This window comes from Pirellulales bacterium, from assembly GCA_035533075.1.
Classification (GTDB): Bacteria; Planctomycetota; Planctomycetia; order Pirellulales; family JAICIG01; genus DASSFG01.
The window spans coordinates 192,640-214,484 of sequence record DATLUO010000193.1 but is presented as its reverse complement, the minus strand read 5'-3'; the positions used below and the strand labels follow the sequence as shown (position 1 = coordinate 214,484).

Genomic DNA, 21,845 nt, shown 5'->3' with positions numbered 1-21,845 from the left:
GGAAACGATCAAGTTTGTTCGCTGAGAAGAAGAAGCGGGGTGGATCGGATATCTATTTCCAACCAGTTTCTCGACCTCGGGCCGGTGCTCGGCAACCTGGCCGCGGCCTCCTCGCTGGTGGCATGGAACGAGATCGAGACAACGGTCAGCGCGGAGGAAAAGGCGGCGGGCAAAGCCAGCTCGCACTGGGTGATTCTGGCCAGGGACGAAGCCGATTTCGGCCCGCTGATCGAGGATTTGCGTTGGCAGATGCTGACGCCCGTCGCCGGACTGCCGCTGTGGACCGACGACTATACGAGCCTGTGGGGCATCGCTCATTGGAGCAGCCACTCTGGCCCGTAGCCCGCCGGCTCATCGCACCTGCCAGGCTCGCCGGCTGCGGGCCCAATAATAGAACACCACGCCGCTGGCGATGAGCGCCGTGCCGGCCAGCGTCTGTGCGTGCTTGTCGGTGTCCCACACCATGCTGGCCAGCGCCGCCCCTATACCGAGCAGGTAGACGCAAGGCGTCAGCGGATAGCCCAGCGTGCGATAGGGCCGGCTCCAATCGGGATGAGCGCGGCGAAAGACAAACACCGAGGCCACCGCCAAAGCATAAAACAGCGAGCCGCCAAAAATGACAAAGTCGGTCAACATGTCGAAGGCGTCGCGCGGATCCGATTTCCAGGCATAAGCGGCCACGATCAACACCACGGTCCAAACGGCTTGCAGCCAGATGGCGTTGGCGGGCGTCCGCCAGCGGCCGTGGATGCGGCGGATCGACGCGGGCAACAGGCCGTCGCGGGCCATGGCGAAATAAATCCGCGGGCCCGTCAGCAGGTTGGAATTGGCGGCGCCAAACGTCGAGCAAAGCACGCCCAGCGACACCAACTTGCCGGCGCCCTCGCCCAGCAACGCGGTACACATGTCGTGGGCCACCGCTTCCGAGCTGGCCACGGTCGAGATCGGCAGCACCACATGATAAGCCACGTTGGCCAGCACATAAACCACGATCACGATGACCATGCCCAGCGCCAGTCCCAAGGGCACATTGCGCTGCGGCTCGCGGACCTCTTCCGCCACCGGAGCGATATTGATCCAGCCGTCGTAGGGCCACATCACGGCGATCATCGCCAGGCCGAGGGCCTTCCACAAGTCCGGGGTCCAGCGGCCGGGCCACCACTCCGCAGGCGGTTGCGGAACGCGCGACACCGCCAACGGCAACACGATGATGAACGCCAGAAAACCCAGCTTGGCGACGACCGTCACGTTCTGCAGCGCGGCGCCCCACCGCGCGCCGACGACATTCACGACCGAAAGAAACAGCACGATGCCCAGGGCCACGCCTTCTTGCCAATGGCGGTCGAGGTACACGATTTTACTGAGATAGATCACCGTGGCGGCCGTCAGCGCTCCCAGCGAACCGGGCCGGATGATGGTCATTTCGGTCCAGCCCCAAAGAAAGGCGGGCAACCGGCCGTAGGCCTCGCGCAGATAAACGTAAGGGCCGCCCGCGTGCGGCAGCATGGCGGCCAGTTCCGCCAACGTCAGGGCGCCGCACAGCGTGATCAGCCCCACGACAACCCATACGCCGATAATCAGCCCCAGCCCGAAATGGTCGAGATACTGTGCCACGACGCCCGGCTTGAGAAAGATGCCCGACCCGATGATGCCGCCCACGACCACCGTGACGGCGTCGAAGGGACCGAGCACGCGCGGCAGCGTGCCGCCGGCCGACGGTGCGACGGGAGCTGCGGAACCGGTCGAAGGCAAGTCGCCAGGCATCGCCACACGGTAAGCGTCCGACGCTTGGGCGTCAATCACGGGGGCTATCGGTGCAGCCGGCAGGCTTCGTCGTCGCAGGTGGCCAGCGTGCCGAAGCGATAGCGCCGCTTGGCGACCTGCTGATAGAGCCAGTTCCAAAGCGGCAACGTGCCTGGGACGTGCAGCAGCGGCGCCAGCCACCACAAGGCTGGCAAACGCCGCGAAAGATAACGCACCGCCGCCGCCCCGGCATGGCGCTTCCCGACACGATCGACGATATACATCTCCTGCATCAGTGCGTCGTGCGTCAGATCGGGCCAGCGCCGGCCCACCAGCGGGTCGTGCAGCGAAAGGTACGCCAGCCGGCGGCCCCCGTCCCACCAGGCGAGCCGCCGGACTTGCCCGGTGCAGATGCGGCAGTGGCCGTCGTAGATCACCACGTCGGCCTCGGGCCGCTCTTCGGGCGTCGGCAAGGGGGCGAGATGCGTTACAAGGTCGCTGGCGGTCATGGCTTAAGTATACCCGGTAATCGCCGGCCCTGAGATAGGGCGGCTGCATAGCTGCATAGCCAATCCGGCACTCGCCCGGTAAACTGCAAGCCGGCGGAATCCTGAACCCGAGGAGTTGTTGAAATGCCCGTCACATCCGACAAGGTCGCTCGGCTCTGTCGTGCGTTGCTCGACCCGGCCGGCGAATCGCCCCGGCGAAGCCTGGAAGACTATCTGCATGCCATTCCGCGTCTCGATTCGCTGGTGGATTTGCCGCGCGGCACGGCGGTGCTTGTGCGGGGCGATGTCGATGCCAAGCCGGGAGCCATCATCGGCGAGGGCGATATCCGCCTGCGGTCGATGGTCGAAACGCTCGAATTCGGCCGGCAACATGGCTGGAAACAGGTCGTCTTCGGCCACATCGGCCGCAAGCCCGAAGGGAGCCTGAAAGCCGTCGCCAAACGCATCGGCGATCTGTTGAAGACCGACGTGCCGCTGGTGAGCGATTGGCTCGACGAGGCATCGCCGACCATCGCCGCCCTGGCCGCGAAAGCCGTGGCCGACGCCGCGCCCGGCAGCGTGCTGGTGCTGGAAAACACGCGCCGCTATGAGATCGAGCGTATGCTTTGGAAAGCCAAACCCGAAGAAGCCACTAAGGTGGCCGAACGGCTGAGCCGGTTCGCCAATTCGCTGGCTGAAAAAATCGCCCGTGTCTATGTCAACGAAGCTCTCTCGGCCGGCAGTCTCGACGCATCGACCACGGTGGTGCCGCTGGCGATGGACCGCGTGGCCTTGGGCCGCTATGTGGCAGGCGAGTTCGACGGCCCGATGCGGCGCTGCTTGTCGGCCCAGTTGGTCGTGTTCAGCGGGCTGAAGACCGACAAGCTCGACGACCTGCAGGCCATGATCGACCGCGGCACGATCCGTTGGGTGTTCACGGCCGGTTCGCTGGCGATGGCCTTGAAGAAGGCCGCCGCCGAATTGGACGGCAAGAGCTTTTCGTTGGGCGTGGCCGAGGACGCGGGCCATCAAGACAAGCCATATTACATCGAGCGTTCGCGGATCGAGCAGGCCAAGAAGATGCTCGACGAGGGCCGCCGCAAGGGGATTCGGTTCGTGTTGCCCGTCGATTTCGTGCTGCAAGACGGGCGGGCCAGCGAGACGATCGGCCCCGGCGACCAGCAGTTCGACGTCGGTCTCCTGACCAACAAGCTGTTCGACGAGCAGGTGGGCGCCTTCATCGCCGAGGCGAAAGCGTCGGGCAAGCCGGCCGTGGCCTTTCACAACGGCGTGTTCGGCATGTTCGAGGATCCGCGGTTCGAAGAGGGGACGCGTCACTTCGTCGGCCAGTTGAAGCGGATGAAGGAGTCGGGCATCGAAGTCTACGTGGGCGGCGGCGAAGGCGGCACGGCGCTGGAGCGCTACGGCCGGCCCGACTGGGTCACGCACTGTTTCACCGCCGGCGGCACGGTGCTGAACGCCCTGGGGAGCAACCCCGTGCCGTATTTGCAAGCGCTGGCGATGGCGGCGGGCAGGTGAGTTTGTCTGGCTCAGGTTCTTCTTCAGAATAAGGGAGATTCGCCGTGCAATCGTTATTGATCCAACCCAATCTCTTCCCTGATCGGGCGAATTCTTTCTTCAAGCCACGCAACAACTGGGTGCAATTCTCGGCTGCCGCTGCCATCGCACACGGAATCATTCGAGTAGCTACACGTCCACCAGATTTTGAAGTACGGGTCCTCGCCCGCTCAATCGCCCTTCGCCAAGCGAGCCGTGAATCTTCTCGTATGGCGCGCTGACTGGCTGTCCAAATGCGCAGCGCGCTGCGCGTTCTGTCAGGCTCGCCTTTTGCCGGCCAGCATGGCGCGATGGTGCCTCTGGATCGCCGATCCGCGAGGCGCGGCGCGCTGCGCCTCCGAGAGCGGCGATCCGTGGTTTTTGATCGCCCGGCGCGGCCGGGCAGTCGCTCCGCGGCGCAGCGCGGAATACCCCCAATAGACTATCACCGGGCCAATAACGAGCCCTTGAGATGCTGGCTCAAATCGGCGAAGATCGCTTATTGCCTGCTGACGCACGGTCTGGGAGATCATGGCCGAATCATTTGGTCCCTATTGCAAATGGCTGGGCATTTCGCCCAAGGATTGGATCTTGGAATTGCCCGACGATTTGGAAGAAGAGTTTCACGAAGAAATCTATCAATACGAGAGGGAGAAAAGGATGCCGTATCTGTCGAGCCTGGAGCGAAGAGGATTGGAAGAGGGACTCAAGCAAGGACGGGAGCAAGGACGGGAGCAAGGACGGGAGCAAGGGCGTGAAGAGGGGCGCGCGGAGGGACGCGAAGAAGGGCTGCGCGAGGGAATTGCCTTGGCTCTGGAAGCGAAGTTCGGCCAGCCAGGCCGCAAACTGATGACCCGAGTGCGCAGGATCAGCGACGTTGCCGAGCTGCACCGCTTGGCTAAGGTCATAAAGACAGCCAAGACAGCGGATGATGTGCGCCGGCACCTGGGCTCGCGATGAAAAGTTTCGGTGCCTTCGCCGTTGGTCTCATCGATACGGCCTGTTGGCGCATGGTTTGGGAATGCAATGAGCGAAACATTCGATCCCTATTACAAATGGCTGGGCATTCCGCCCAAGGAGCAACCGCCGAACCACTATCGGCTGCTGGCGATCAACCTGTTCGAGAGCGACCCCGACGTGATTGAAGCGGCGGCCGACCGGCAGATGTCGCACCTGCGCAGCTACCAGACCGGCAAGCATTCGGCCGAATCGCAGAAGCTGCTCAACGAATGCGCCGCCGCGCGTGTCACGCTGCTCAACCCGCAGAAAAAAGCCGAGTACGACCGCCAGTTGCGCGAGAAAATGGCGATTGGGCGAACGTCTCCGCCATCTGTAGGGAACGCCCTCGGTGGCGTTCCGGCGGCTGACGGCGTTTCGCCCCGCTCTTTGCCCCGCGCAAGGGCATTGCCGCAGCCACAACCATCGCAGGCGGCGACACCCGCCCCACTGATCGATGTCGGCGCCTCGTCGCCCGTCGGTCGGTTCTCCACACATCGACGGAAGAAGAAGCCGGCGTGGCTGATTGCTACGGCCGGCGTGGGCGGCGCGATCGCTATTGCGGTGGTGATGTGGATCGCGTTGCGACCCTCTGGTCCATCGGACCTGAAAAATCGCCAACTCAAAACCGCCGCGACAAATAACCGGAAGACTACCGTTGCCGATTCGACCCCCAAACGATCCGCCAGCACTGCGGTAAACGAGCCGGCGCCTGCGCCTCCGAGCGTTGCGCCGACCCCGCCTGCATCGAGTGATTCCGCCCTCGCTGACAACGGCGCGCCTGGCGGAGGCATAAGTACGGCGATCGACGTCGCTGACTCACACCATCGCGATAATGGTGAGCATTGGGACCTTGTCTTGGCGCCGGGCGTCAAGATGAGGCTGGTCAAGATCCCTGCAAGCGACGATGGCAAGATCAAGCCCTTCTATCTCGGCCAGACCTGGAATATGCGTCGTTGGTAAACATGGCGGTTGAACTGGACGATTACGACCGCGCCAACCGGTTGGCAGCAACGATGGTGCAGACCTCGCGCAAAACGCGCGACCGCGGACTTCAAGCCGACGTGCAAGCCCGTGCGAAGCAGGCCCAGGAGATGCGATCGGCCTTCAATGCGGCCAAGCCTGCCTTAGCCAAGTTGGAGGCGGATGCCGCAAACGCCCCAGCAAACGCCGCTTGGGGGCGATACGTCGCATGGGTCAAGGACAATTGGGACGAAGGGCTGCCGCTGCTTGCCAAGGGCGGTGACGACGTGGCCGCGATCGCCGCTCGTGAATTGGCTGGGCCAAAGACACCCGACGCACAGGTTCCATTAGCCGACGATTGGTCGGAAACCGCGCAGGGCGAGAAGGGCCAGCGTCAACGCAGCATTGAGGAACACGCCTGCCGGTGGTACGAGCGAGCGGCGGGCGAACTTCCGCCGGCCGACCGGCAGGCCGTACTGAAAAAGATAGAACGAAGCTTCGGCAATACGGCCATCCACGAGCTGGACACGGCCGGATCGGGCATCGAACTCGGCGGCGCCGAGGCCAACATCGGGCCGGAAGCCACGATTGAGTTTTGGGCGTACACGCAAGCACGCGACGTGCCACTATTGACCAAGCGGCAACGAGAGGACGACCAGTCGCTCACCTTCTATATGTCCGGCGGCCAAGTTAGCCTTATCAGCGATGGGCCGTATCAACGGTTCGATATTCGCGACGCCTCGTCGGCGCCGATCGACGACGGTCGTTGGCACCACGTGGCGGCCGTCAAGCGTGGCAAGTCGCTCTGGCTGATGGTCGATGGGCGTCTGGCGGGCAGCGGCGAAGGGCTGGAGTTGTTTCGTTCACAGTCGCCCTGGATACTCGGCGTCCACCGGCCATGGAACAACTCGCAGGGCCAAGGGCGATTCTGCCGCGTACGGCTCTCGACCATCGCTCGTTACCGCCCTCCGTTCAAGCCCGACCGCACCTACGAGCGCGATCAATACACCGCTTGGATGCGGTAGACGCGGCGGCCACAAGTCTAGCCGAAGTCAAGCGGCCGCGGCAGCCGGCAATCATGGCACCAATGCATCGTCGAGCAGGAGAACCGACAGCACGATAATCTGCCGGAAGGCGACGTCGTTGGTGAGCAGGCACGCGCAGCCGGCGAGCGATGCAGTCGCGGATCGCTCCGCAATCGGTCGTGATCGTTTTGGTCCGGGTAATCCGCCAAGATGCCGTAGACCCGCATCCGGACCATCTCCAGAAACGTGTGGTCCACCTGAACCGCGGCGCGGACATCCGTGAGCGCGTCGGCGAACCCGCGAGTGAGCCCGATTTGCTCATCGAGCTGACGAAACGGCAGAAGTCCCGCGTCCGACGTCAACTGCCCGGCTGTGGGCTCAACCACGATGGGCTTGGCACCGAAAAAATCGAGGGTAACCTGGAAGACAGACTGCTGATCCACTACATGCCTCCGTGCGCGGCCTTAAGGTGACGGTACTCAATGCCTTAGAGCCTCCCGGAGGCATATTTATTCCCGCGGCCATGAATAATCCGGGCAAATGCGGAGGGAGCATAATGCGGAACAACGCGCCGACTCGCCCATTGAGCGTAGGGTGGGACCAGCGAGCTTGCGAGCGCCGGCCCACCGTAAACGACGTCGCTATCGGTGGGCCGGCGCTCGCAAGCTCGCTGGTCCCACCCTACCATCATGTCGTTGGGGCAAAGAAATGGTCCGCCATCGCCTGGCTCGTCATTGCGACCTGCGGCGCGTGCGGCCGCGAACAACCTCCGCTTCGTCAAGTCGCCGCGAAGCCCTCTCCGTCAACCAAGGAAGCAACCGTCGATCGCTCGCGCGAGATCGAGCGTCCCGCGGTCGAGCAAACCGAGAACGACGAACGATCGACACCGGCACCTGTCGTATCTGGCCTCGACAAAGCCCCGAGACCAGACACGGGCACCAAGCCGCCGGACGTCCAACCGGCGGTCGATGAAAAACGCATTGCAGCGGCGGGCATCCGCACGATTGTCGGAAATCATCTCACGCTCTTCACCGACCTTCCGGCCGACGATGCGATCGACGCGCTGCCTCAACTGTTTGATCGGGCGGTGCCGCTGTGGTGCGCCTACTTCGCGGTTGACGAGAGCGACGCGGCGAAGTGGCAGGTGCGGGGCTGCTTGATGAACGACGCCGAGCGGTTCAAAACCGCGGGACTGTTGCCGAACGAGCTGCCGCCCTTCGCCCATGGTTTCACGCGCGGAAACGAAATCTGGTGGTATGAGCCGAGCTGGACCTATTACCGCAGCCACTTGATGATCCATGAGGGAACCCACGCTTTCCTCAACTGCCGGTTCGGCACTTGCGGGCCGCCTTGGTATATGGAAGCCACCGCCGAGCTGCTGGCGACCCATCGCATGGAAGGCGACCGACTCCGGCTGGCCTACTTTCCCGCCCACCGCGACGAGCTGCCCGGCTGGGGCCGTATCAAGATCGTGCTCGACGCCGTCGGCGAGGGTCGCGGGCTGACGATCGATGAGATCCTGGCGTATCCTCCCGATGCCAACCTGAACAACGAGGTCTACGGCTGGTGCTGGGCGATTGCCGCATTTCTCGATGGCCACCCCCGGTATCACGACCGCTTTCGGTCGCTCGTCGCGGAGCTGCGGGCCGAGGATTTCAACGGCCGTTTTCGCTCGCGGTTTGCCGACGACCGCCAGGATTTGGACCTGGAATGGCAGGCGTTCACCCACGAACTGGACTATGGGTACGACCTTGCGCGCGCCGCGATCGAATTCCGCCCGGCGAAGCCGCTGGCCGAAAAAGGCCAGACGATCGCCATCGCCGCCGACCGCGGTTGGCAGTCGAGCGGCATTCGGCTGTCCGCGGGCAGCGAGTATGAGATTGCGGGCCGCGGCCGATACGAAGTTGCCGACCAGCCGCATCCCTGGTGGTGCGAGCCGGGCGGGGTCACGCTCCGGTATTATCGGGGCCGGCCCTTGGGAATGCTGCTGGCCACCGTGCTGGCCGACGACGAACCAAACTGGCCCGCGCCAGTGGCAATTGGCCTGGGCGGCAAGCTTTCGCCCGAAAAGTCCGGCACGCTTTATCTGCGAATCAACGATTCACCAGCCGAGCTGGCCGACAACGCGGGCTCGCTGGAAGTACACGCGCGGTCGCGGTGAGGCGGACGGCCTGGGAAGGCCATCCTCCCGTACCGTCAGTTCTGGCTGAAATCGAACTGCTCGATCAGCTTGCGGCCGAGCGGGTTGCGAAGGAACTTTTTGCGGCACTCGGGGCAAAGGTCGAAGCGGAGCTGCTGATAGACGTCGTCGCCCACCTGCTCGCTGCCGATGTCGTCGATGCGTTCGAGTATCTCGTGAATCTCGTGCAGGTTGTCGGTGTCATCGTCGATCTCCACAGGATCGAAGGCGGCATAGACCTCCATTTTCACCACATAACGCAGGTCGTCCTCGGAATCGAGAGGCCGTTTACACAAATCACACGAATACTGAATCATGGTTTCGTCTTCCCGGTGTACAGGAAACAGGTCGCGTCTCCACTCCAGATGAGCGCGCGATGACTACGTTTCATCCTAATGCCGATTCGCAAACGGTAGCAAGCCATGTTTTGAAATTTCTTTCGAGTCGACCACCGTAGAGCTTGCCTGCGCCGCAAAATAGCGCAGCCACGGTTGACAAATGCGGCCGCATCTGGTCGTTGCGACGCGGCGAGGTTAGAATCAAGCGAACGTTTCGCGGGGCGTGACGGCAACGGATTGCCGCTTCGCACGTCGGTTTTGCGGCGGTCGAGGTGTCGGTCCGGTGAACAGCTCCTGGAGAACAAGATATGTCGGCAGCGTCGACGGAGGCCCTCTCCGCCAGCGTATTGGTCTTGAACCGCTTCTACATGGCGGTGCATGTGGTGAGCGTGCGCCGGGCGTTCGCGCTGTTGTGTCGCGAGCTGGCCGAGGTGGTTCACATCGAGGAGGGCCAATACGCCAACTACAACTTCGAGTCGTGGCGCGAGATCAGCGAGCTGAAGGCCAGCTTCAAGACCGAGCACGACGATTGGATTCGCTCCGTGAACTTCGAGATCCAGGTGCCGCGGGTCATTCGGCTGTTGTTCTACGACCGGCTGCCGAAGCAGACCATTCGCTTCAACCGGCGGAACATCTTTGCCCGTGACGCCAACCGCTGCCAGTATTGCGGCCGGCGATTTCCGACCAGCGAGCTGAGTCTCGATCACGTCATCCCTCGCAGCCGCGGTGGCGAAACAAGCTGGGAGAACATCGTTTGTAGCTGCGTGAAGTGCAACGTGAAGAAGGGCGGCCGCACGCCGCACGAGGCCAACATGCAGCTCGTCAAAGCGCCCGTGCGACCGAAGCGCAGCCCGCTTTTGTCGATCAAGCTCGGCAACCCCAAGTACGAAAGCTGGAAGACGTTCTTGGACAATGCCTATTGGTCGGTGGATTTGAAGTAGCATCGATTCACCCCCCGGTGGTCTCCCGTTTTACCCCGCCTTGGACGCCGATGAGACCTGCAAACTGCCTTGTTCTCGCCGCACTACTGTTCGCAGGCCGCGCTGCCCTTGCCGAGGGCGGCAGCGCCGAGCTGACCTACGAGCAGCATGTCCGCCCGATCTTGAAGGCCCATTGCTTTCAGTGCCACGGAGAAGAGGGCCAGCGCAAGGGTGGACTCGACCTGCGGTTAAAGCGGTTCATCGAAAAAGGCGGTGAATCCGGCCCGGCCATCGTGCCGGGCAATCCGGACGAAAGCCTGCTCGCCGAAAAGATTCGCTCCGAAGAGATGCCGCCGGTCGAAAAGAAGCTCTCGGCCGCGCAGGTCGAGACCATCGTGCATTGGATCGCCGCGGGAGCCAAGACCGCGCGGCCTGAGCCGGAACAAGTTGGCGAAGGCCCTATTTTCAGCCTGGAAGAACGCGACTATTGGGCGTTCCAGCCGGTCCGCCGACCGGCCGTGCCGATTTGTGGTGCGGGCGTCTCGCCTGCCGCAACGCCGCCGAACATCGGGCAGGCGGGACGCCTACACCACAACGAACAGGTGCGGACGACGATCGACGCCTTTCTGCTGGCCCGGCTCGAACGTGAGGGGCTGACGTTCTCTCCGGAAGCCGACAGGCCCACGCTCATCCGCCGGGCATATTTCGATCTCGTCGGCCTGCCGCCTACGCCGGAAGAAGTCGAAGCCTTCGTTGCCGACACTTCGCCCGATGCCTGGGAGCGTGTCGTCGACCGCCTGCTCGCTTCGCCGCACTATGGCGAGCGTTGGGGCCGGCATTGGCTCGATGTGGCCGGCTACGCCGATTCGGAAGGCTATACCGACGAAGACACGCCCCGCGCATCGGCCTTTCGCTATCGCGATTACGTCATCCGCTCGTTCAACGCCGACAAGCCGTTCGACCAGTTCATTCAAGAGCAACTTGCGGGCGACGAGTTGGTGCCGCCGCCTTACAAAAACCTGTCGGCCGAGGCGATCGACAAGCTGACCGCGACGGGCTTTTTGCGGATGTCGCCGGATGGCACGGCGTCGGGCGGCGTCGACCAGAACGTTGCCCGAAATCAGGTCGTGGCCGACACGCTGCAGATCGTCGGCACGTCGCTGTTCGGCATGACGCTGCATTGTGCGCAGTGCCACGACCATCGTTACGATCCCATTCCGCAAGCCGACTATTACCGGCTGCGGGCGATCTTCGAGCCGGCGCTCGACTGGAAGAATTGGCGATCGCCGCCCGCCCGTGAGGTCTCGCTTTATACCGACGACGATCGGGCGCTGGCACAGAAGATTCAGGCCCAGGCGGCCGAGGTCGATGCCGAGCGGGCACGCAAGGCCCAGGAGTTCATCGATCGCACGTTGGAAGAAGAACTGCTGCTGGTGCCGGAGAAGCTGCGCGAAGGTCTGAGGATCGCTTACAAAACGGCCGACAAGGACCGCACGCCCGAGCAAAAAGCGGTGCTCAAAGAATACCCCAGTGTGGCCAACATCAGCGTCGGTTCGCTCTATTTGTACGATCAGCGGCGCGACGTCAAGGCCCGCCAGATTGAGACGAAACGCAAGCAGGATGAGCAGCAGTTCGTCACGGAAACGAGGGCCCGTGAGCTGGCCAAAGTGCCTGAAGCCGAGCGCGCGGCTGTCGAAACCGCGGCGGCCGCGCCGGTCGAAAAGCGCACTGCGGAACAAACGGCAATGATCGAGAAGTATCCGGGCGTGCTGGTCACGGCCGCGACGCTCGGTCAATTCAACGCTGACGCTGCGGCGGAACTGGCGAAAGACGCGGAGACGGCTGCCGAGCTGCGGGCCACCAAAGCCGCCGACAACCTCAAACGCTACAGCGAAAAGGCCGCCGAAATCCGGGCCAAGATTCCGCCGGAAGAATTCGTCCGGGCACTGACGGAAGTTCCCGGCCAGGCGTCGCCGACGTTCGTCTTTCATCGCGGCGACTTCCAGCAGCCCAAAGAGCAGGTTTCGCCCGGCGATTTGACGATCCTGGCTGCAGCGACCGCCACCGACATTCCGGCCGACGATGCGAATCTGCCGACGACGGGCCGCCGATTGGCGTTTGCCCGGCACTTGACCGACGGCCGGCATCCGCTCGTGGCCCGCGTGATTGTGAACCGCGTATGGCTGCACCATTTTGGCCGCGGGCTGGTCGGCACGCCCGGCGATTTCGGCGTGTTGGGCGAGCGGCCGACGCACCCCGAACTGCTCGATTGGCTGGCGGCCGGGTTCATGGACCACGGCTGGAGCGTGAAACACCTGCACCGCCTGATCATGACGTCGGCGGCCTATCGACAGTCGTCGCGCCGCAACGAAAAGGCGGATGCGGTTGATCCTGAAAACCGGCTTTATGCCCGTATGTCGGTCCGCCGGCTGGAATCAGAAACCGTGCGCGACGCGATTCTCTCGATCGGCGGCCAACGGCACGACAAGATGTTCGGCCCGCCGGTGCCGGTAATGGAAGACGAAGTCGGGCAAATCGTCATCGGCCGCGAGAACCTCGACGGCGAGCGCAAGCCGACGGGTCCGGTGTCGCTGGGCGGCGACGAATACCGACGCAGCCTGTACGTGCAAATGCGCCGCAGCCGGCCGTTGGGCATGCTGGAAACGTTCGATGCGCCGATCATGTCGCCCAACTGCGAATGCCGCAACATTTCGACCGTGGCCTCGCAGTCGCTGGTGTTCATGAACAGCGCGTTCGTGATCGAATCGGCGAAGCAATTCGCGGCACGGCTGGAGCGGGAAGCCGGCGCCGACCGGCGCCACCAGCTTGCCCGCGGCTGGATGTTGGCCTTGGGACGCCGAGCGACGGATGACGAGCTGAACGGGGCCGAGACCTTTTTGAATCGTCAGCTTGAGACGGTGAAGGGCCAATCGGCGGAGAATGATCCCACGGCAAGGAATCATCAAGCGTTGGCGACCTTTTGCCAGGCGTTGTTGAGTGCCAATGCGTTCTTGTATGTGGACTGAAGCTGAATGGTCATCGCTTTCCGCGACGTTTGGGCGACCCATTGCCTGGGACGCTCACTTGCAAACTGGTGACCAAGAGCAGGTCGATGACGTCGACCAAGCCGTCGGGCTGGTACACGGCCACGGTCCGGCCCACCGGCGATAACGCCATGAACTCGCGGCTGACGACAGGGAACTGCCGGCCGTCGGCCAAGAAAAACGTGAACGGCGTGAAAGGCTGAGCGTTGAAAAACCTTCGAACTTCGTCGATAGTCATCGGTGCGGTCGAACCTCGCGAGGGGAGTAAGGATCAAAGTCATTCTACCGGTGCGCAGAGCCGTCAGCAACGGTTGCCTCGCACGACCGCCCCATTGACCGATGCCGAGACGCCTTCCACAATTCAATTATGAGCATCGAAACAATCCCGGCGGAGATTATGGCCGAGTTGCAAGAAGCGGCTGACCGCGCAGCCAAAGGCATTCGAGACCCTGAAGCGATGCGGCGGGCGCGCGAGAGGATCGATCGCATTCGCGAAGAAATCTTCGCGAAACACGGAATTCTGGATATCGGACTTCCTGCCATCCGCGAACTCCGCGACTCATGAAAGACGGCCTTGATTCTTCGGTCGCTTTCAAGTGGTTCGTTCCTGAGACGGATAGCGACAAAGCACTTCGCCTCTGCGACGACTTTCTTGCGGGCGTTTATGAGCTCATGTCGCCCGACGTTTTTCCGTTCGAAATCGCCCACGCCTTAACTCGTGCCGAGCGACAGGGACGAATCCCCTCCCAACAGTCACTGCAACTTGTCGGGGAATCACTGACGCTCCTTCCAACGCTGCACCCCGGCCTTCGATTGCTTCCGCGTGCCGCCGAATTGTCTTCACAAGCGCGGATCGGCGTATACGATTGCCTCTATATCGCGCTTGTCGAGCGCGAACAGTGTAAGCTCGTGACTGCGGACCAGCGTCTCGTGAATTTGTTGCCCGCCCAGACCATCTTGCTTAGTTCATTGGTACTGCCGTAAACCGCCCCATGAATTCAGTTTCATCCCGCCGCCACTTCCTCGCCACGAGCTCCATGAGCCTCGCTCCGATTGCGCTGGCCTGGCTGTTGGGCGAAGACGGCCTGCTGGCCGAGCCGATCAAGCCGGGCCTGGAACCCGAAAAGTTCGATCTGCTGCCGAAGCGGCCGCACGCGCCGCCACGGGCCACGGCCATGATCTCGCTGTTCATGCAGGGCGGGCCGAGCCAGGTCGATCTATTGGATCCGAAGCCGATCCTGGCTCAACTGGACGGCCAAAAGTTTCCCGGCGACATCAAATACGACAACGCCGCCCAGGCCAGCTCGAAAATCCTCGGCAGCCCCTGGAAGTTCGCCAAGCACGGCGAGTGCGGCACCGACGTTTCGGAGCTGCTGCCGAACCTGGCCAAAGTCGTGGACGATATTGTGGTCGTCCGCTCGATGCACTCGGGCGTCAACAACCACGGCCAGGCGATTCACGCCCTGAACAGCGGCCGGATTCAGCGCGGCCGGCCGGCCTTGGGAAGTTGGCTCACCTACGCTCTCGGTTCACAATCACAGAATCTGCCGGCCTACGTGGCCATGACCGACCCGCAAGGCTTGCCGGTCGAGGGCGTGCTGAACTGGTCGAACGGCTGGCTGCCGTCGCTCTTCCAAGGCACCGTGGTCCGCCCGCGCGAACCGCGCATCTTGAATCTGGAGCCGACCGCCGAGCTGCGGGGCGCGGTGCAGCGGAATTATCTGAGCTATCTGGAGCAGCTCAACCGCCAGCATCTCGATGAGCGGCCCGGCGAAAGCGACCTGGCGGCGCGGATCGCCAACTACGAGCTTGCCGCCCGCATGCAGACGGCGGCCGGCGAAGCGCTCGACATCAACCAGGAAACCAAGGCCACACAAGAAATGTACGGCCTCACCGATCCGGCCACGCAAGAGTACGGTGCCCGGTGCCTGATCGCCCGACGGCTGATCGAGCGGGGCGTGCGGTTCGTGCAGGTCTTTACGCGCAACCAGTTCTGGGACCATCATGGCGGCATTCGCACGGCCTTGCCCGCCGCTTGCCTGAAGACCGACAAGCCCGCGGCGGCGTTAGTGGCCGATCTCAAGCAACGCGGGTTGCTCGACACAACCATCGTGCATTGGGGCGGCGAGATGGGCCGGCTGCCGGTGATCCAGAACGACGCCGGCCCCGCATCGGTCGGCCGCGACCATAATACCTATGGCTTCAGCCTATGGCTGGCCGGCGGCGGCTTTCGCCGCGGCGGCACTTACGGCGAAACCGATGAGTTCGGCCACCGCGCCGTCGCCGACATCGTGAATCATTACGATTATCATGCGACGCTTTTGCACTTGTTTGGCCTCGACCCGGCGCGACTCGTTTATCGCCGCAACGGCCGCCAGGAAACGCTGCTCGACGGGCAGCCGGGGGACGTGGTCACCGGCATTTTGCAAACGTAGGGTGGAACCAGCGAGCTTGCGAGCGCCGGCCCACCTTGTTTCGGTAGGCGGTAGACAGTAGACGGTAAACGGGGGATTGCAAATTGCGAATTTCAAATTGCAAATCGGCAATCTCCGGGTGGCCCACAACGTGTTTGCCGACGACGACAGCCGCACCAACGCCTCACCCGCCGTCAGTGACGGGCAAATCTTCCTCCGCACCGACCGAAATCTCGACTGCATCGGCAAGTAGGATCCGGGTATAATCAACTGGGTCGCAGGTTTGACAAGCGACAGGGAGAACCATGTCTAACAGAATCGTGCTGTTCGGGCTTTTGGCGTGCGTTGCCGCCGATTTGCCCGAAGCGTTGGCGGACGAGCAGGCGCAGAAGCAAAACCAGCAGACGGAGGCGGCGGCCATCGCTCAATGGATCGCCGAGCTCGACGACGGCCAATTCGCCGTGCGGCAAGCGGCCAGTCGCAAGCTGCGCGAGGCGGGCAAGGAGGCCGTGCGGCCGCTGGCCGCGGCGGCCGACGGCAATCGCAGCGAGGTGACGCGCCGCGCGATCGAGGTGCTCGACGCGCTCTGCGATTCCGACGACGCCGGCGTTGCCGAAGCCGCGCGCCAGGCCCTGGAAGAGCTGGCCGATTCGACGCGCCGATTGGCGGCGCACCGCGCCTCGGTCGTGCTGCGCGGCCAGCGGCTGCGGCGGCAGTGGGCGGCGTTGACCGAGATTCAACGCTTAGGGGGCACGATCGGCGCCGCCAGTATTGAAGACGGAGAACTCCACGTGCGATCGCTTCTTTTGGGCCGCAGATGGGAAGCCGGAGACGAAGGACTCCAGCACCTGACCAAGCTCGGCCGCATCGAGCAACTGAAACTCTACGGCCCGCAGTTCACCGACGAGGGGCTGGGACACCTCGCTGCGCTGTCGGGCGTGCAAACGCTGGTCCTCTATGCCACCGACATCAGCGACGATGGCCAGCGGCGGCTCGAAGAGGCCCTGCCCGGCACGCAGATCGATCGCCGCCACGGCGCGCTGCTTGGCGTGATGGGAACGCCGGGAACCGGTTGTCGCATCAGCGTCAAGCCGGGCACGGCCGCCGAACGGGCCGGCATTGAGAGCGGCGACGTCATCACCAGCGTCAACGGGCAGGCCGTGGCCGATCTGCCCGCCTTGATTGCCATCATCGCCAAGCAGAAGCCCGGCGACCGGATTCGCGTGAGCCTGCTGCGGGGCGATCAACCGCTGGAGAAAGACGTGGTGCTGGGAGAACTGGGCGAGGACGGCGAGTAGTTGAAAGGGGGGCCAGCGAGCCTAGCGACTCGCACCGACGCCTTGCGTCAGAGTCGCATCCATTCCTCTCGTGCGATGCCCAGCTCTCGAATGATCTCGCGAATTAGCAGACCGAGGGGTTGCAGCTTACGCACGACTTCGCGTGGTTTGAGCGGCGTCGGCTTTGCCATCTTTTCGTTGCGGCGCTGCGACGTTGCGTTCGGTGATTTCCACGCCTTCGACCTGGGGAATCGGCAGGCCGAGTTGTAAAGCCAACAAGACGTTGCCTTCGATTACATCACGTAGATTTTCACGTGCCTCTTCGACATTGCCGCCTTGTGCAAAGAAACCACTGGCGCCCACCACGCGCGCCACGATCAGCCCGCCTTCGTCGGACGTATATTCCGCCTTCCGCAGGGAGTATTCGAGATACCGAATGAGTGAAAAAGTTTTGACTTTCATACCGACGTCTACGATAACAGTCTCCCCGCGTGCGTTCAAGCTGTCTGGTGCCGCCCGATAAAATCCGCGAGCTGCGCAATGGCGTCGCCGATCGGGCCGTCGAGCCGCTGCTGGACGGCACGCTCCAGCCGCTCGCCGATCTCGCTGACGGTCGGAAAGCCGATGGTGCCGCCCGTCCCCTTCAACGTGTGGCCCAGCGACGCCAACTCGCCATAATTGCCCGCCGCCAAGGCGGCCCGCAGCTCGACGACGGTCGGATGCAGCGATTCGAGGTACTGCCGCAAGACTTCCTGGAACTCCGGCGAATCGTCCGTCTCCGTTTCCGTCTCGCCCGAACCGGACGCCGGCAAACGTTGGCCCGCCGGGGGCGGGGTCGATAAGAGCAACTGGGTGACGACCTCGGTGAGATGGTCGAGATCGATCGGTTTGCTCAGAAAGGCGTCACAACCGGCGGCCAGACACTTTTCACGCTCGGCAGACAAGGCGTGGGCGGTCAACACCACGATCGGTCCGCGATAGCCCGATTGGCGGAACCGGGCGGTCGCCGCGTAGCCGTCCATGAGCGGCATCTGCACGTCCATCAACACCAGCTCGAAGTCGTGCTGGCGTGCCTTGTCGAGAGCCACCTGACCGTTCTCCGCCAATTCGACTTCTGCGCCGGCCCGCGACAGGGTCAGCCTCAGCAGTTTGCGGTTGAAGGGATTATCTTCGACAACCAGGATCCTGCGGCCGCGAAGGGATAATTCTCGTTCCACGTCGGACGTGTTCGCTTCTTCGGTTGCCAGCCGTGGCGTAGACTCGCCGGTGTGTGGGTCGGCGTCGACCGTCAGGGTAAAAGTGCTGCCCGCACCGACGCGGCTGGTCACCGTCAGCGTTCCGCCGAGCAGACCGGCGATGCTGCGGCTGATGGCCAGGCCCAGGCCCGTGCCGCCGTACTGTGCGGCGATCGAGCTGTCGGCCTGGACAAAAGGCTCGAAAATAGCCTGTTGTTTGGCCGTGTCGATGCCGATGCCGGTGTCGATCACGTCGATGCGCAGCGTGCGGCGGCCGTCGAGCGTTTCGACGCGCGCCACGACGCGCACCGAACCCGACGCCGTGAATTTGATGGCGTTGTGTACCAGGTTGATGAGCAACTGTCGCAAACGCGAGGGATCGGTGTAGGCCTGATCGTCGGTTGCGCCGGGCCAGTCGCTGGCCAGCGTGAGCCCTTTTTCGTCTGCTCGGTAGTGCAACGTTTGCAGCACTTCGTCGATGATCCGGCGAGCGGAACACCAGACGCGGTGGATCTGCATTTGCCCCGCTTCGACCTTCGAAATGTCCAGCAGGTCGTTGATCAGTACAAGCTGGTGCTCGGCGCTGGCCCGGATGATCTGGAGATATTCGTTTCGCTCATCGGGAGAATCGCCGCCGTTCATCAATAGCCTGGTGAAGCCGAGAATGGCGGTCAGCGGCGTGCGAATCTCGTGGCTGATGTTGGCCAGGAACTCGCTTTTGCTGCGTGAGGCCCGATCGGCGGCCTCTTTGGCGGCCCGCAGTTGCAGGGTGCGCTGATCGACGGCCTGCTGCAGCTCGCGTTGTGAGCGGTCGGCCGCGCGGCCGAGGTTCCATTTGGCGACCAGGCTGGCCGCAAGCTGGCGGACCTCGATGGCATCGAACGGCTTCTTCAGGATCAGCAGACGGTCGCAGGGTCTGAGCGCGTCGCAGATTTGCGACCAGGAGTAATCGGAGTAGGCGGTACACAGGACGACCTGCAACCGCGGATCGGCCTCCCACATCCGCTTGATCGTTTCGAGGCCGTCCCAGCCGGGCGGCATGCGCATATCGACGAACGCCAAGGCAAACGGGCGAGCGCGCATTTCGCGCCGCAGCAGCTCATAGCCTTCTTCGCCCTGCGAAGCGTGGGCCAGCTCGAAGTCGAGCCGGCGGGGCGCCGCAACCTCCGCATCGCCAAACAGCTCGGCCTCGGCGGCAGCCAGGGGATCGCTGGCCGGGCCGTCGCCGAGAACGCGGCGATAATCAGCATGGATATCGCAATTGTCGTCGACGATCAGGATTCGACGATTGTCATAGAGCTCTTCATGGCTCATGGTGGTCCGCCTATTGAAAGCCCACGACCGAAACGCTTCCGCCCCAACAATATAGCTTCCAAACAGCGAGCAACCGGTCTTTCAGCGAGCGAAGCGGCCGGCTGCACGCGTCATAGCGGCCAAAGCACCCCGAATGGAGAGGCGCGTCTCCCCGCTGGATGGCAAAAGTCCTTCGTTTCTTGGCCCGAGCGGTCTGGCACAAAACTTCCTGCACGGCTAAACTTCCGCTCGTTTGAGATTGTCCAATCGAGCGGCCCGTGCAGGCATTTCAAGGAGAGCAAACGTGCTCAACGCTTCATTCCGGCGACTGTTGGCGGCAGTTTTAGTCAGTTTGGCGGGTACATCCGCCCTGGCCGTGCCGCCCACCGACACCCTTTTGCCCGAATCCACCAAGGGTTACCTCTCGGTCCCCGACGTGGATGCGCTTGTCGAACGCTGGGACCAAACGCCGCTGGGCAAGCTGCTGAACGACCCCGCGATGAAGCCGTTCACTGACGACCTCCGCCGGCAGCTTAAGGAGAAGTGGTCGAAGTCGCACGCCCGACTGGGCATTTCGATCGCCGACCTGCAGGGCCTGGCGACCGGCGAAGTGGCGCTGGCCGTCGTCACGCCCAAAGAGGGCCGGGCGACGCTGGTCATTCTTGCCGACGTTACGGGCAAAGAGAAAGAAGCCGCAGCCACGTTGGCCAAGATCGCCGCCAACCTCAAAGCGCAAGGCGCCAGAGCCACCCGGCAGAAGCAACACGGCGTCGACATGAGCGTGTTCGAGACTGCCCCCAAAGATCACCGCGATCACGGGTTCACCACCGTGCATTACATCAAAGACGGGCTGTTCGTGGCCAGCGACAACCTGGCCATTGCCGGCGACGTGGCCGGCAGGCTCGACAAGCCGCAGAAGCACACGCTGGCCGGCGTCGAAGCCTACCGGACCGTCATCGAGCGCTGCGGCAAGTCCGACCAGGAACTGTCGCCCGATGTACGTTGGTTTATCGACCCGATCGGTCTGGCCGAGGCCTTGCGCACCTGGGAGACGGCCCGCCGCAAGGGAGGCACCGATTACCTGAAAGTCGCCAAGAACCAGGGTTTTATGGCGGTGAAAGGAGTTGGTGGCGTCGTACACTTGGGGCTGGGCCGCTACGGCATGTTGCACCGCACGTTCGTCTACGCTCCGCCGCCCTATGAGTTGGCCATGCGGATGGCCGTGTTTCCCAACGGCGGATCCTTCGCTCCACAGGACTGGGTCGCCCGCGACGTGGCAAACTACTTCTCGTTCGAGGTCGACATCGTCAGCGCCTTCGACCGATTCGACACGCTGTTCGACGAGGTCTACGGCGAAGAAGGCGTTTGGAAGGACACGCTGGAAGGAATCGAAGACGATCCCAACGGGCCGCAAATCAACCTGCGCAATGACATCGTCCAGCACCTCGGCCAGCGAGCGACGATCATCGCCGACTACGAGCTGCCGATCACGCCCACCAGCCAGCGCAAGCTGCTGGCCATCGAGACCACGAATGCACAAGCGTTGGCCGTGGCGATCGAAAAGTCGATGAGCGGCGACGACCGCGTGCGAAAGCTCGAGATTGAAGGGCACGACGTCTGGGAGATCATCCCGGAGGACGAAAGCATGCCGGCGTTGGAAATCGACGACGCCGCGGGCGGCAGCAAGCGCCGGTCGACCGACGAAGACGAAGAGGAGCGGCCGCGGCAGGTCAAGCTGGCGAACTCGGCCGTCACCGTAGCCAAAGGACATCTCATGGTGGCTTCGCACATCGACCTGTTGCGCGAAGTGCTGGCCGGCGTGGCCAAGGCCGACCGGCTGGTGGACGATCGAGACTACCAGAAGGTGCAGGCCGAAGCGATCAAGCTGGGGTCCGGCAACGATTGCGCTCAGGGCTTTGCCCGCACCGACGAGCAGTATCGAGTGATGTACGAGTTGTTCAAACAGGGCAGGCTGCCCGAGGCCGACACCTTCATGGCCCACTTCATCAACTTCTTGATGGGCGAAGAGAAGGAGGGCGTGACTCGCAAGCCGCGTTTGGACGGCAGCAAGCTGCCTGACTACAAGTTGGTGCAGCACTATCTTGGCCCCGGCGGCAGCTTTTCGACCAGCGAGAAAGAGGGTTGGTTCCTGGTCGGGTTCACGGTGAGCGAGGGCGCCCAGCTTGCCAACGAAGCACGGGCGGCGAAGACGAAGAAGTAGACCGGAGACGTAAAGCTTCGCCGAACCCGTTCCCATTTTCACACTAGCCCGAAGCGCAAGCGAGGTTTTGCCGCCTTTTTCACGCTCCTCGCTGGCGCTTCGGGTTGGTGTACGGCGCCTGCGTACCGGGTTCGGCGAAGCTTTACCCGGAG

General features: G+C 63.1%; 21 protein-coding genes. 15 read left to right on the top strand and 6 right to left on the bottom strand.

Translation table 11 applies throughout. The features are described 5' to 3' along the window. Nucleotides 1–39 precede the first annotated feature (39 nt). On the top strand, nucleotides 40–342 hold the full coding sequence (locus VNH11_24595) for a hypothetical protein (protein HVA49569.1): 303 nt from the start codon (nucleotides 40–42) through the stop codon (nucleotides 340–342). A gap of 9 nt (nucleotides 343–351) precedes the next feature. On the opposite strand, the gene VNH11_24590 is transcribed toward VNH11_24595, so the two are convergent. Then, entirely contained in the window at nucleotides 352–1,803 is a 1,452-nt protein-coding gene (locus tag VNH11_24590; protein ID HVA49568.1) for an amino acid permease, read from the bottom strand. 5 nt (nucleotides 1,804–1,808) lie between these two features. Next, nucleotides 1,809–2,252, bottom strand: coding sequence for a DUF393 domain-containing protein (locus tag VNH11_24585; GenBank protein ID HVA49567.1), 444 nt, complete (start codon nucleotides 2,250–2,252; stop codon nucleotides 1,809–1,811). A 123-nt stretch (nucleotides 2,253–2,375) separates the two neighbouring features. Here VNH11_24585 and pgk point away from each other — a divergent pair, with 123 nt between their 5' ends. The 6 genes from pgk (at nucleotide 2,376) to VNH11_24555 (ending at nucleotide 8,933) form a co-directional block, all read left to right on the top strand. Next, nucleotides 2,376–3,770 (top strand): phosphoglycerate kinase, encoded by a 1,395-nt coding sequence (pgk, locus tag VNH11_24580; GenBank protein ID HVA49566.1) that lies wholly within the window; start codon nucleotides 2,376–2,378, stop codon nucleotides 3,768–3,770. A gap of 549 nt (nucleotides 3,771–4,319) precedes the next feature. Next, nucleotides 4,320–4,748 carry a hypothetical protein gene (locus VNH11_24575; GenBank protein ID HVA49565.1) on the top strand — a complete coding sequence of 143 codons (429 nt, stop codon included), beginning with the start codon at nucleotides 4,320–4,322 and terminating at the stop codon, nucleotides 4,746–4,748. Between the two features lie 9 nt (nucleotides 4,749–4,757). Beyond that, entirely contained in the window at nucleotides 4,758–5,747 is a 990-nt protein-coding gene (locus VNH11_24570) for a hypothetical protein (protein HVA49564.1), read from the top strand. 2 nt (nucleotides 5,748–5,749) lie between these two features. Beyond that, nucleotides 5,750–6,772, top strand: a complete 1,023-nt coding sequence (locus tag VNH11_24565) for a LamG-like jellyroll fold domain-containing protein (protein HVA49563.1) — start codon at nucleotides 5,750–5,752, stop codon at nucleotides 6,770–6,772. A gap of 149 nt (nucleotides 6,773–6,921) precedes the next feature. Continuing rightward, nucleotides 6,922–7,245, top strand: coding sequence for a hypothetical protein (locus tag VNH11_24560; GenBank protein HVA49562.1), 324 nt, complete (start codon nucleotides 6,922–6,924; stop codon nucleotides 7,243–7,245). An 83-nt stretch (nucleotides 7,246–7,328) separates the two neighbouring features. Next, the gene (locus VNH11_24555; GenBank protein ID HVA49561.1) at nucleotides 7,329–8,933 is read left to right on the top strand and encodes a hypothetical protein; all 1,605 of its coding nucleotides are present in this window, start codon (nucleotides 7,329–7,331) and stop codon (nucleotides 8,931–8,933) included. A 35-nt stretch (nucleotides 8,934–8,968) separates the two neighbouring features. Here the strand turns inward: VNH11_24555 and VNH11_24550 are convergent, their stop codons facing one another. Beyond that, nucleotides 8,969–9,268, bottom strand: coding sequence for a hypothetical protein (locus tag VNH11_24550; protein HVA49560.1), 300 nt, complete (start codon nucleotides 9,266–9,268; stop codon nucleotides 8,969–8,971). Between the two features lie 329 nt (nucleotides 9,269–9,597). Between VNH11_24550 and VNH11_24545 the strand changes: the two genes are divergently transcribed. Next, nucleotides 9,598–10,230, top strand: a complete 633-nt coding sequence (locus tag VNH11_24545; GenBank protein ID HVA49559.1) for an HNH endonuclease — start codon at nucleotides 9,598–9,600, stop codon at nucleotides 10,228–10,230. Between the two features lie 50 nt (nucleotides 10,231–10,280). Then, the gene (locus VNH11_24540) at nucleotides 10,281–13,235 is read left to right on the top strand and encodes a PSD1 and planctomycete cytochrome C domain-containing protein (GenBank protein ID HVA49558.1); all 2,955 of its coding nucleotides are present in this window, start codon (nucleotides 10,281–10,283) and stop codon (nucleotides 13,233–13,235) included. Nucleotides 13,236–13,245: 10 nt separating this feature from the next. On the opposite strand, the gene VNH11_24535 is transcribed toward VNH11_24540, so the two are convergent. Continuing rightward, the gene (locus VNH11_24535) at nucleotides 13,246–13,491 is read right to left on the bottom strand and encodes a hypothetical protein (GenBank protein ID HVA49557.1); all 246 of its coding nucleotides are present in this window, start codon (nucleotides 13,489–13,491) and stop codon (nucleotides 13,246–13,248) included. Between the two features lie 129 nt (nucleotides 13,492–13,620). On the opposite strand from VNH11_24535, the gene VNH11_24530 reads away from it, so the two are divergent. From VNH11_24530 to VNH11_24510, 5 genes are all read left to right on the top strand, one after another. Continuing rightward, nucleotides 13,621–13,818 (top strand): hypothetical protein, encoded by a 198-nt coding sequence (locus VNH11_24530; GenBank protein HVA49556.1) that lies wholly within the window; start codon nucleotides 13,621–13,623, stop codon nucleotides 13,816–13,818. Further along, the gene (locus VNH11_24525; protein HVA49555.1) at nucleotides 13,815–14,237 is read left to right on the top strand and encodes a type II toxin-antitoxin system VapC family toxin; all 423 of its coding nucleotides are present in this window, start codon (nucleotides 13,815–13,817) and stop codon (nucleotides 14,235–14,237) included. The genes VNH11_24530 and VNH11_24525 overlap by 4 nt, the downstream gene beginning before the upstream one ends. A gap of 53 nt (nucleotides 14,238–14,290) precedes the next feature. After that, entirely contained in the window at nucleotides 14,291–15,688 is a 1,398-nt protein-coding gene (locus VNH11_24520; GenBank protein HVA49554.1) for a DUF1501 domain-containing protein, read from the top strand. A 97-nt stretch (nucleotides 15,689–15,785) separates the two neighbouring features. Beyond that, nucleotides 15,786–15,920 carry a hypothetical protein gene (locus tag VNH11_24515; GenBank protein HVA49553.1) on the top strand — a complete coding sequence of 45 codons (135 nt, stop codon included), beginning with the start codon at nucleotides 15,786–15,788 and terminating at the stop codon, nucleotides 15,918–15,920. Between the two features lie 52 nt (nucleotides 15,921–15,972). Further along, nucleotides 15,973–16,965: a PDZ domain-containing protein gene (locus tag VNH11_24510; GenBank protein HVA49552.1), complete on the top strand. Its 993-nt coding sequence runs from the start codon at nucleotides 15,973–15,975 to the stop codon at nucleotides 16,963–16,965. Between the two features lie 126 nt (nucleotides 16,966–17,091). Here VNH11_24510 and VNH11_24505 read toward each other — a convergent pair whose 3' ends face one another. After that, nucleotides 17,092–17,406 (bottom strand): hypothetical protein, encoded by a 315-nt coding sequence (locus tag VNH11_24505; protein HVA49551.1) that lies wholly within the window; start codon nucleotides 17,404–17,406, stop codon nucleotides 17,092–17,094. 35 nt (nucleotides 17,407–17,441) lie between these two features. Then, nucleotides 17,442–19,493, bottom strand: coding sequence for a response regulator (locus VNH11_24500; protein HVA49550.1), 2,052 nt, complete (start codon nucleotides 19,491–19,493; stop codon nucleotides 17,442–17,444). A gap of 283 nt (nucleotides 19,494–19,776) precedes the next feature. On the opposite strand from VNH11_24500, the gene VNH11_24495 reads away from it, so the two are divergent. Then, nucleotides 19,777–21,693, top strand: a complete 1,917-nt coding sequence (locus VNH11_24495) for a hypothetical protein (protein HVA49549.1) — start codon at nucleotides 19,777–19,779, stop codon at nucleotides 21,691–21,693. The last annotated feature ends 152 nt before the right edge of the window (nucleotides 21,694–21,845 follow it).

Coding starts and splice junctions, on each gene's coding strand:
- VNH11_24550 (HVA49560.1), bottom strand. CDS start 9,268: ATGATTCAGTATTCGTGTGATTTGTGTAAACGGCCTCTCGATTCCGAG.
- VNH11_24520 (HVA49554.1), top strand. CDS start 14,291: ATGAGCCTCGCTCCGATTGCGCTGGCCTGGCTGTTGGGCGAAGACGGC.
- VNH11_24540 (HVA49558.1), top strand. CDS start 10,281: ATGAGACCTGCAAACTGCCTTGTTCTCGCCGCACTACTGTTCGCAGGC.
- VNH11_24510 (HVA49552.1), top strand. CDS start 15,973: ATGTCTAACAGAATCGTGCTGTTCGGGCTTTTGGCGTGCGTTGCCGCC.
- pgk (HVA49566.1), top strand. CDS start 2,376: ATGCCCGTCACATCCGACAAGGTCGCTCGGCTCTGTCGTGCGTTGCTC.
- VNH11_24575 (HVA49565.1), top strand. CDS start 4,320: ATGGCCGAATCATTTGGTCCCTATTGCAAATGGCTGGGCATTTCGCCC.
- VNH11_24500 (HVA49550.1), bottom strand. CDS start 19,493: ATGAGCCATGAAGAGCTCTATGACAATCGTCGAATCCTGATCGTCGAC.
- VNH11_24530 (HVA49556.1), top strand. CDS start 13,621: ATGAGCATCGAAACAATCCCGGCGGAGATTATGGCCGAGTTGCAAGAA.
- VNH11_24545 (HVA49559.1), top strand. CDS start 9,598: ATGTCGGCAGCGTCGACGGAGGCCCTCTCCGCCAGCGTATTGGTCTTG.
- VNH11_24535 (HVA49557.1), bottom strand. CDS start 13,491: ATGACTATCGACGAAGTTCGAAGGTTTTTCAACGCTCAGCCTTTCACG.
- VNH11_24555 (HVA49561.1), top strand. CDS start 7,329: ATGCGGAACAACGCGCCGACTCGCCCATTGAGCGTAGGGTGGGACCAG.
- VNH11_24505 (HVA49551.1), bottom strand. CDS start 17,406: ATGAAAGTCAAAACTTTTTCACTCATTCGGTATCTCGAATACTCCCTG.
- VNH11_24585 (HVA49567.1), bottom strand. CDS start 2,252: ATGACCGCCAGCGACCTTGTAACGCATCTCGCCCCCTTGCCGACGCCC.
- VNH11_24525 (HVA49555.1), top strand. CDS start 13,815: ATGAAAGACGGCCTTGATTCTTCGGTCGCTTTCAAGTGGTTCGTTCCT.
- VNH11_24565 (HVA49563.1), top strand. CDS start 5,750: ATGGCGGTTGAACTGGACGATTACGACCGCGCCAACCGGTTGGCAGCA.
- VNH11_24560 (HVA49562.1), top strand. CDS start 6,922: ATGCAGTCGCGGATCGCTCCGCAATCGGTCGTGATCGTTTTGGTCCGG.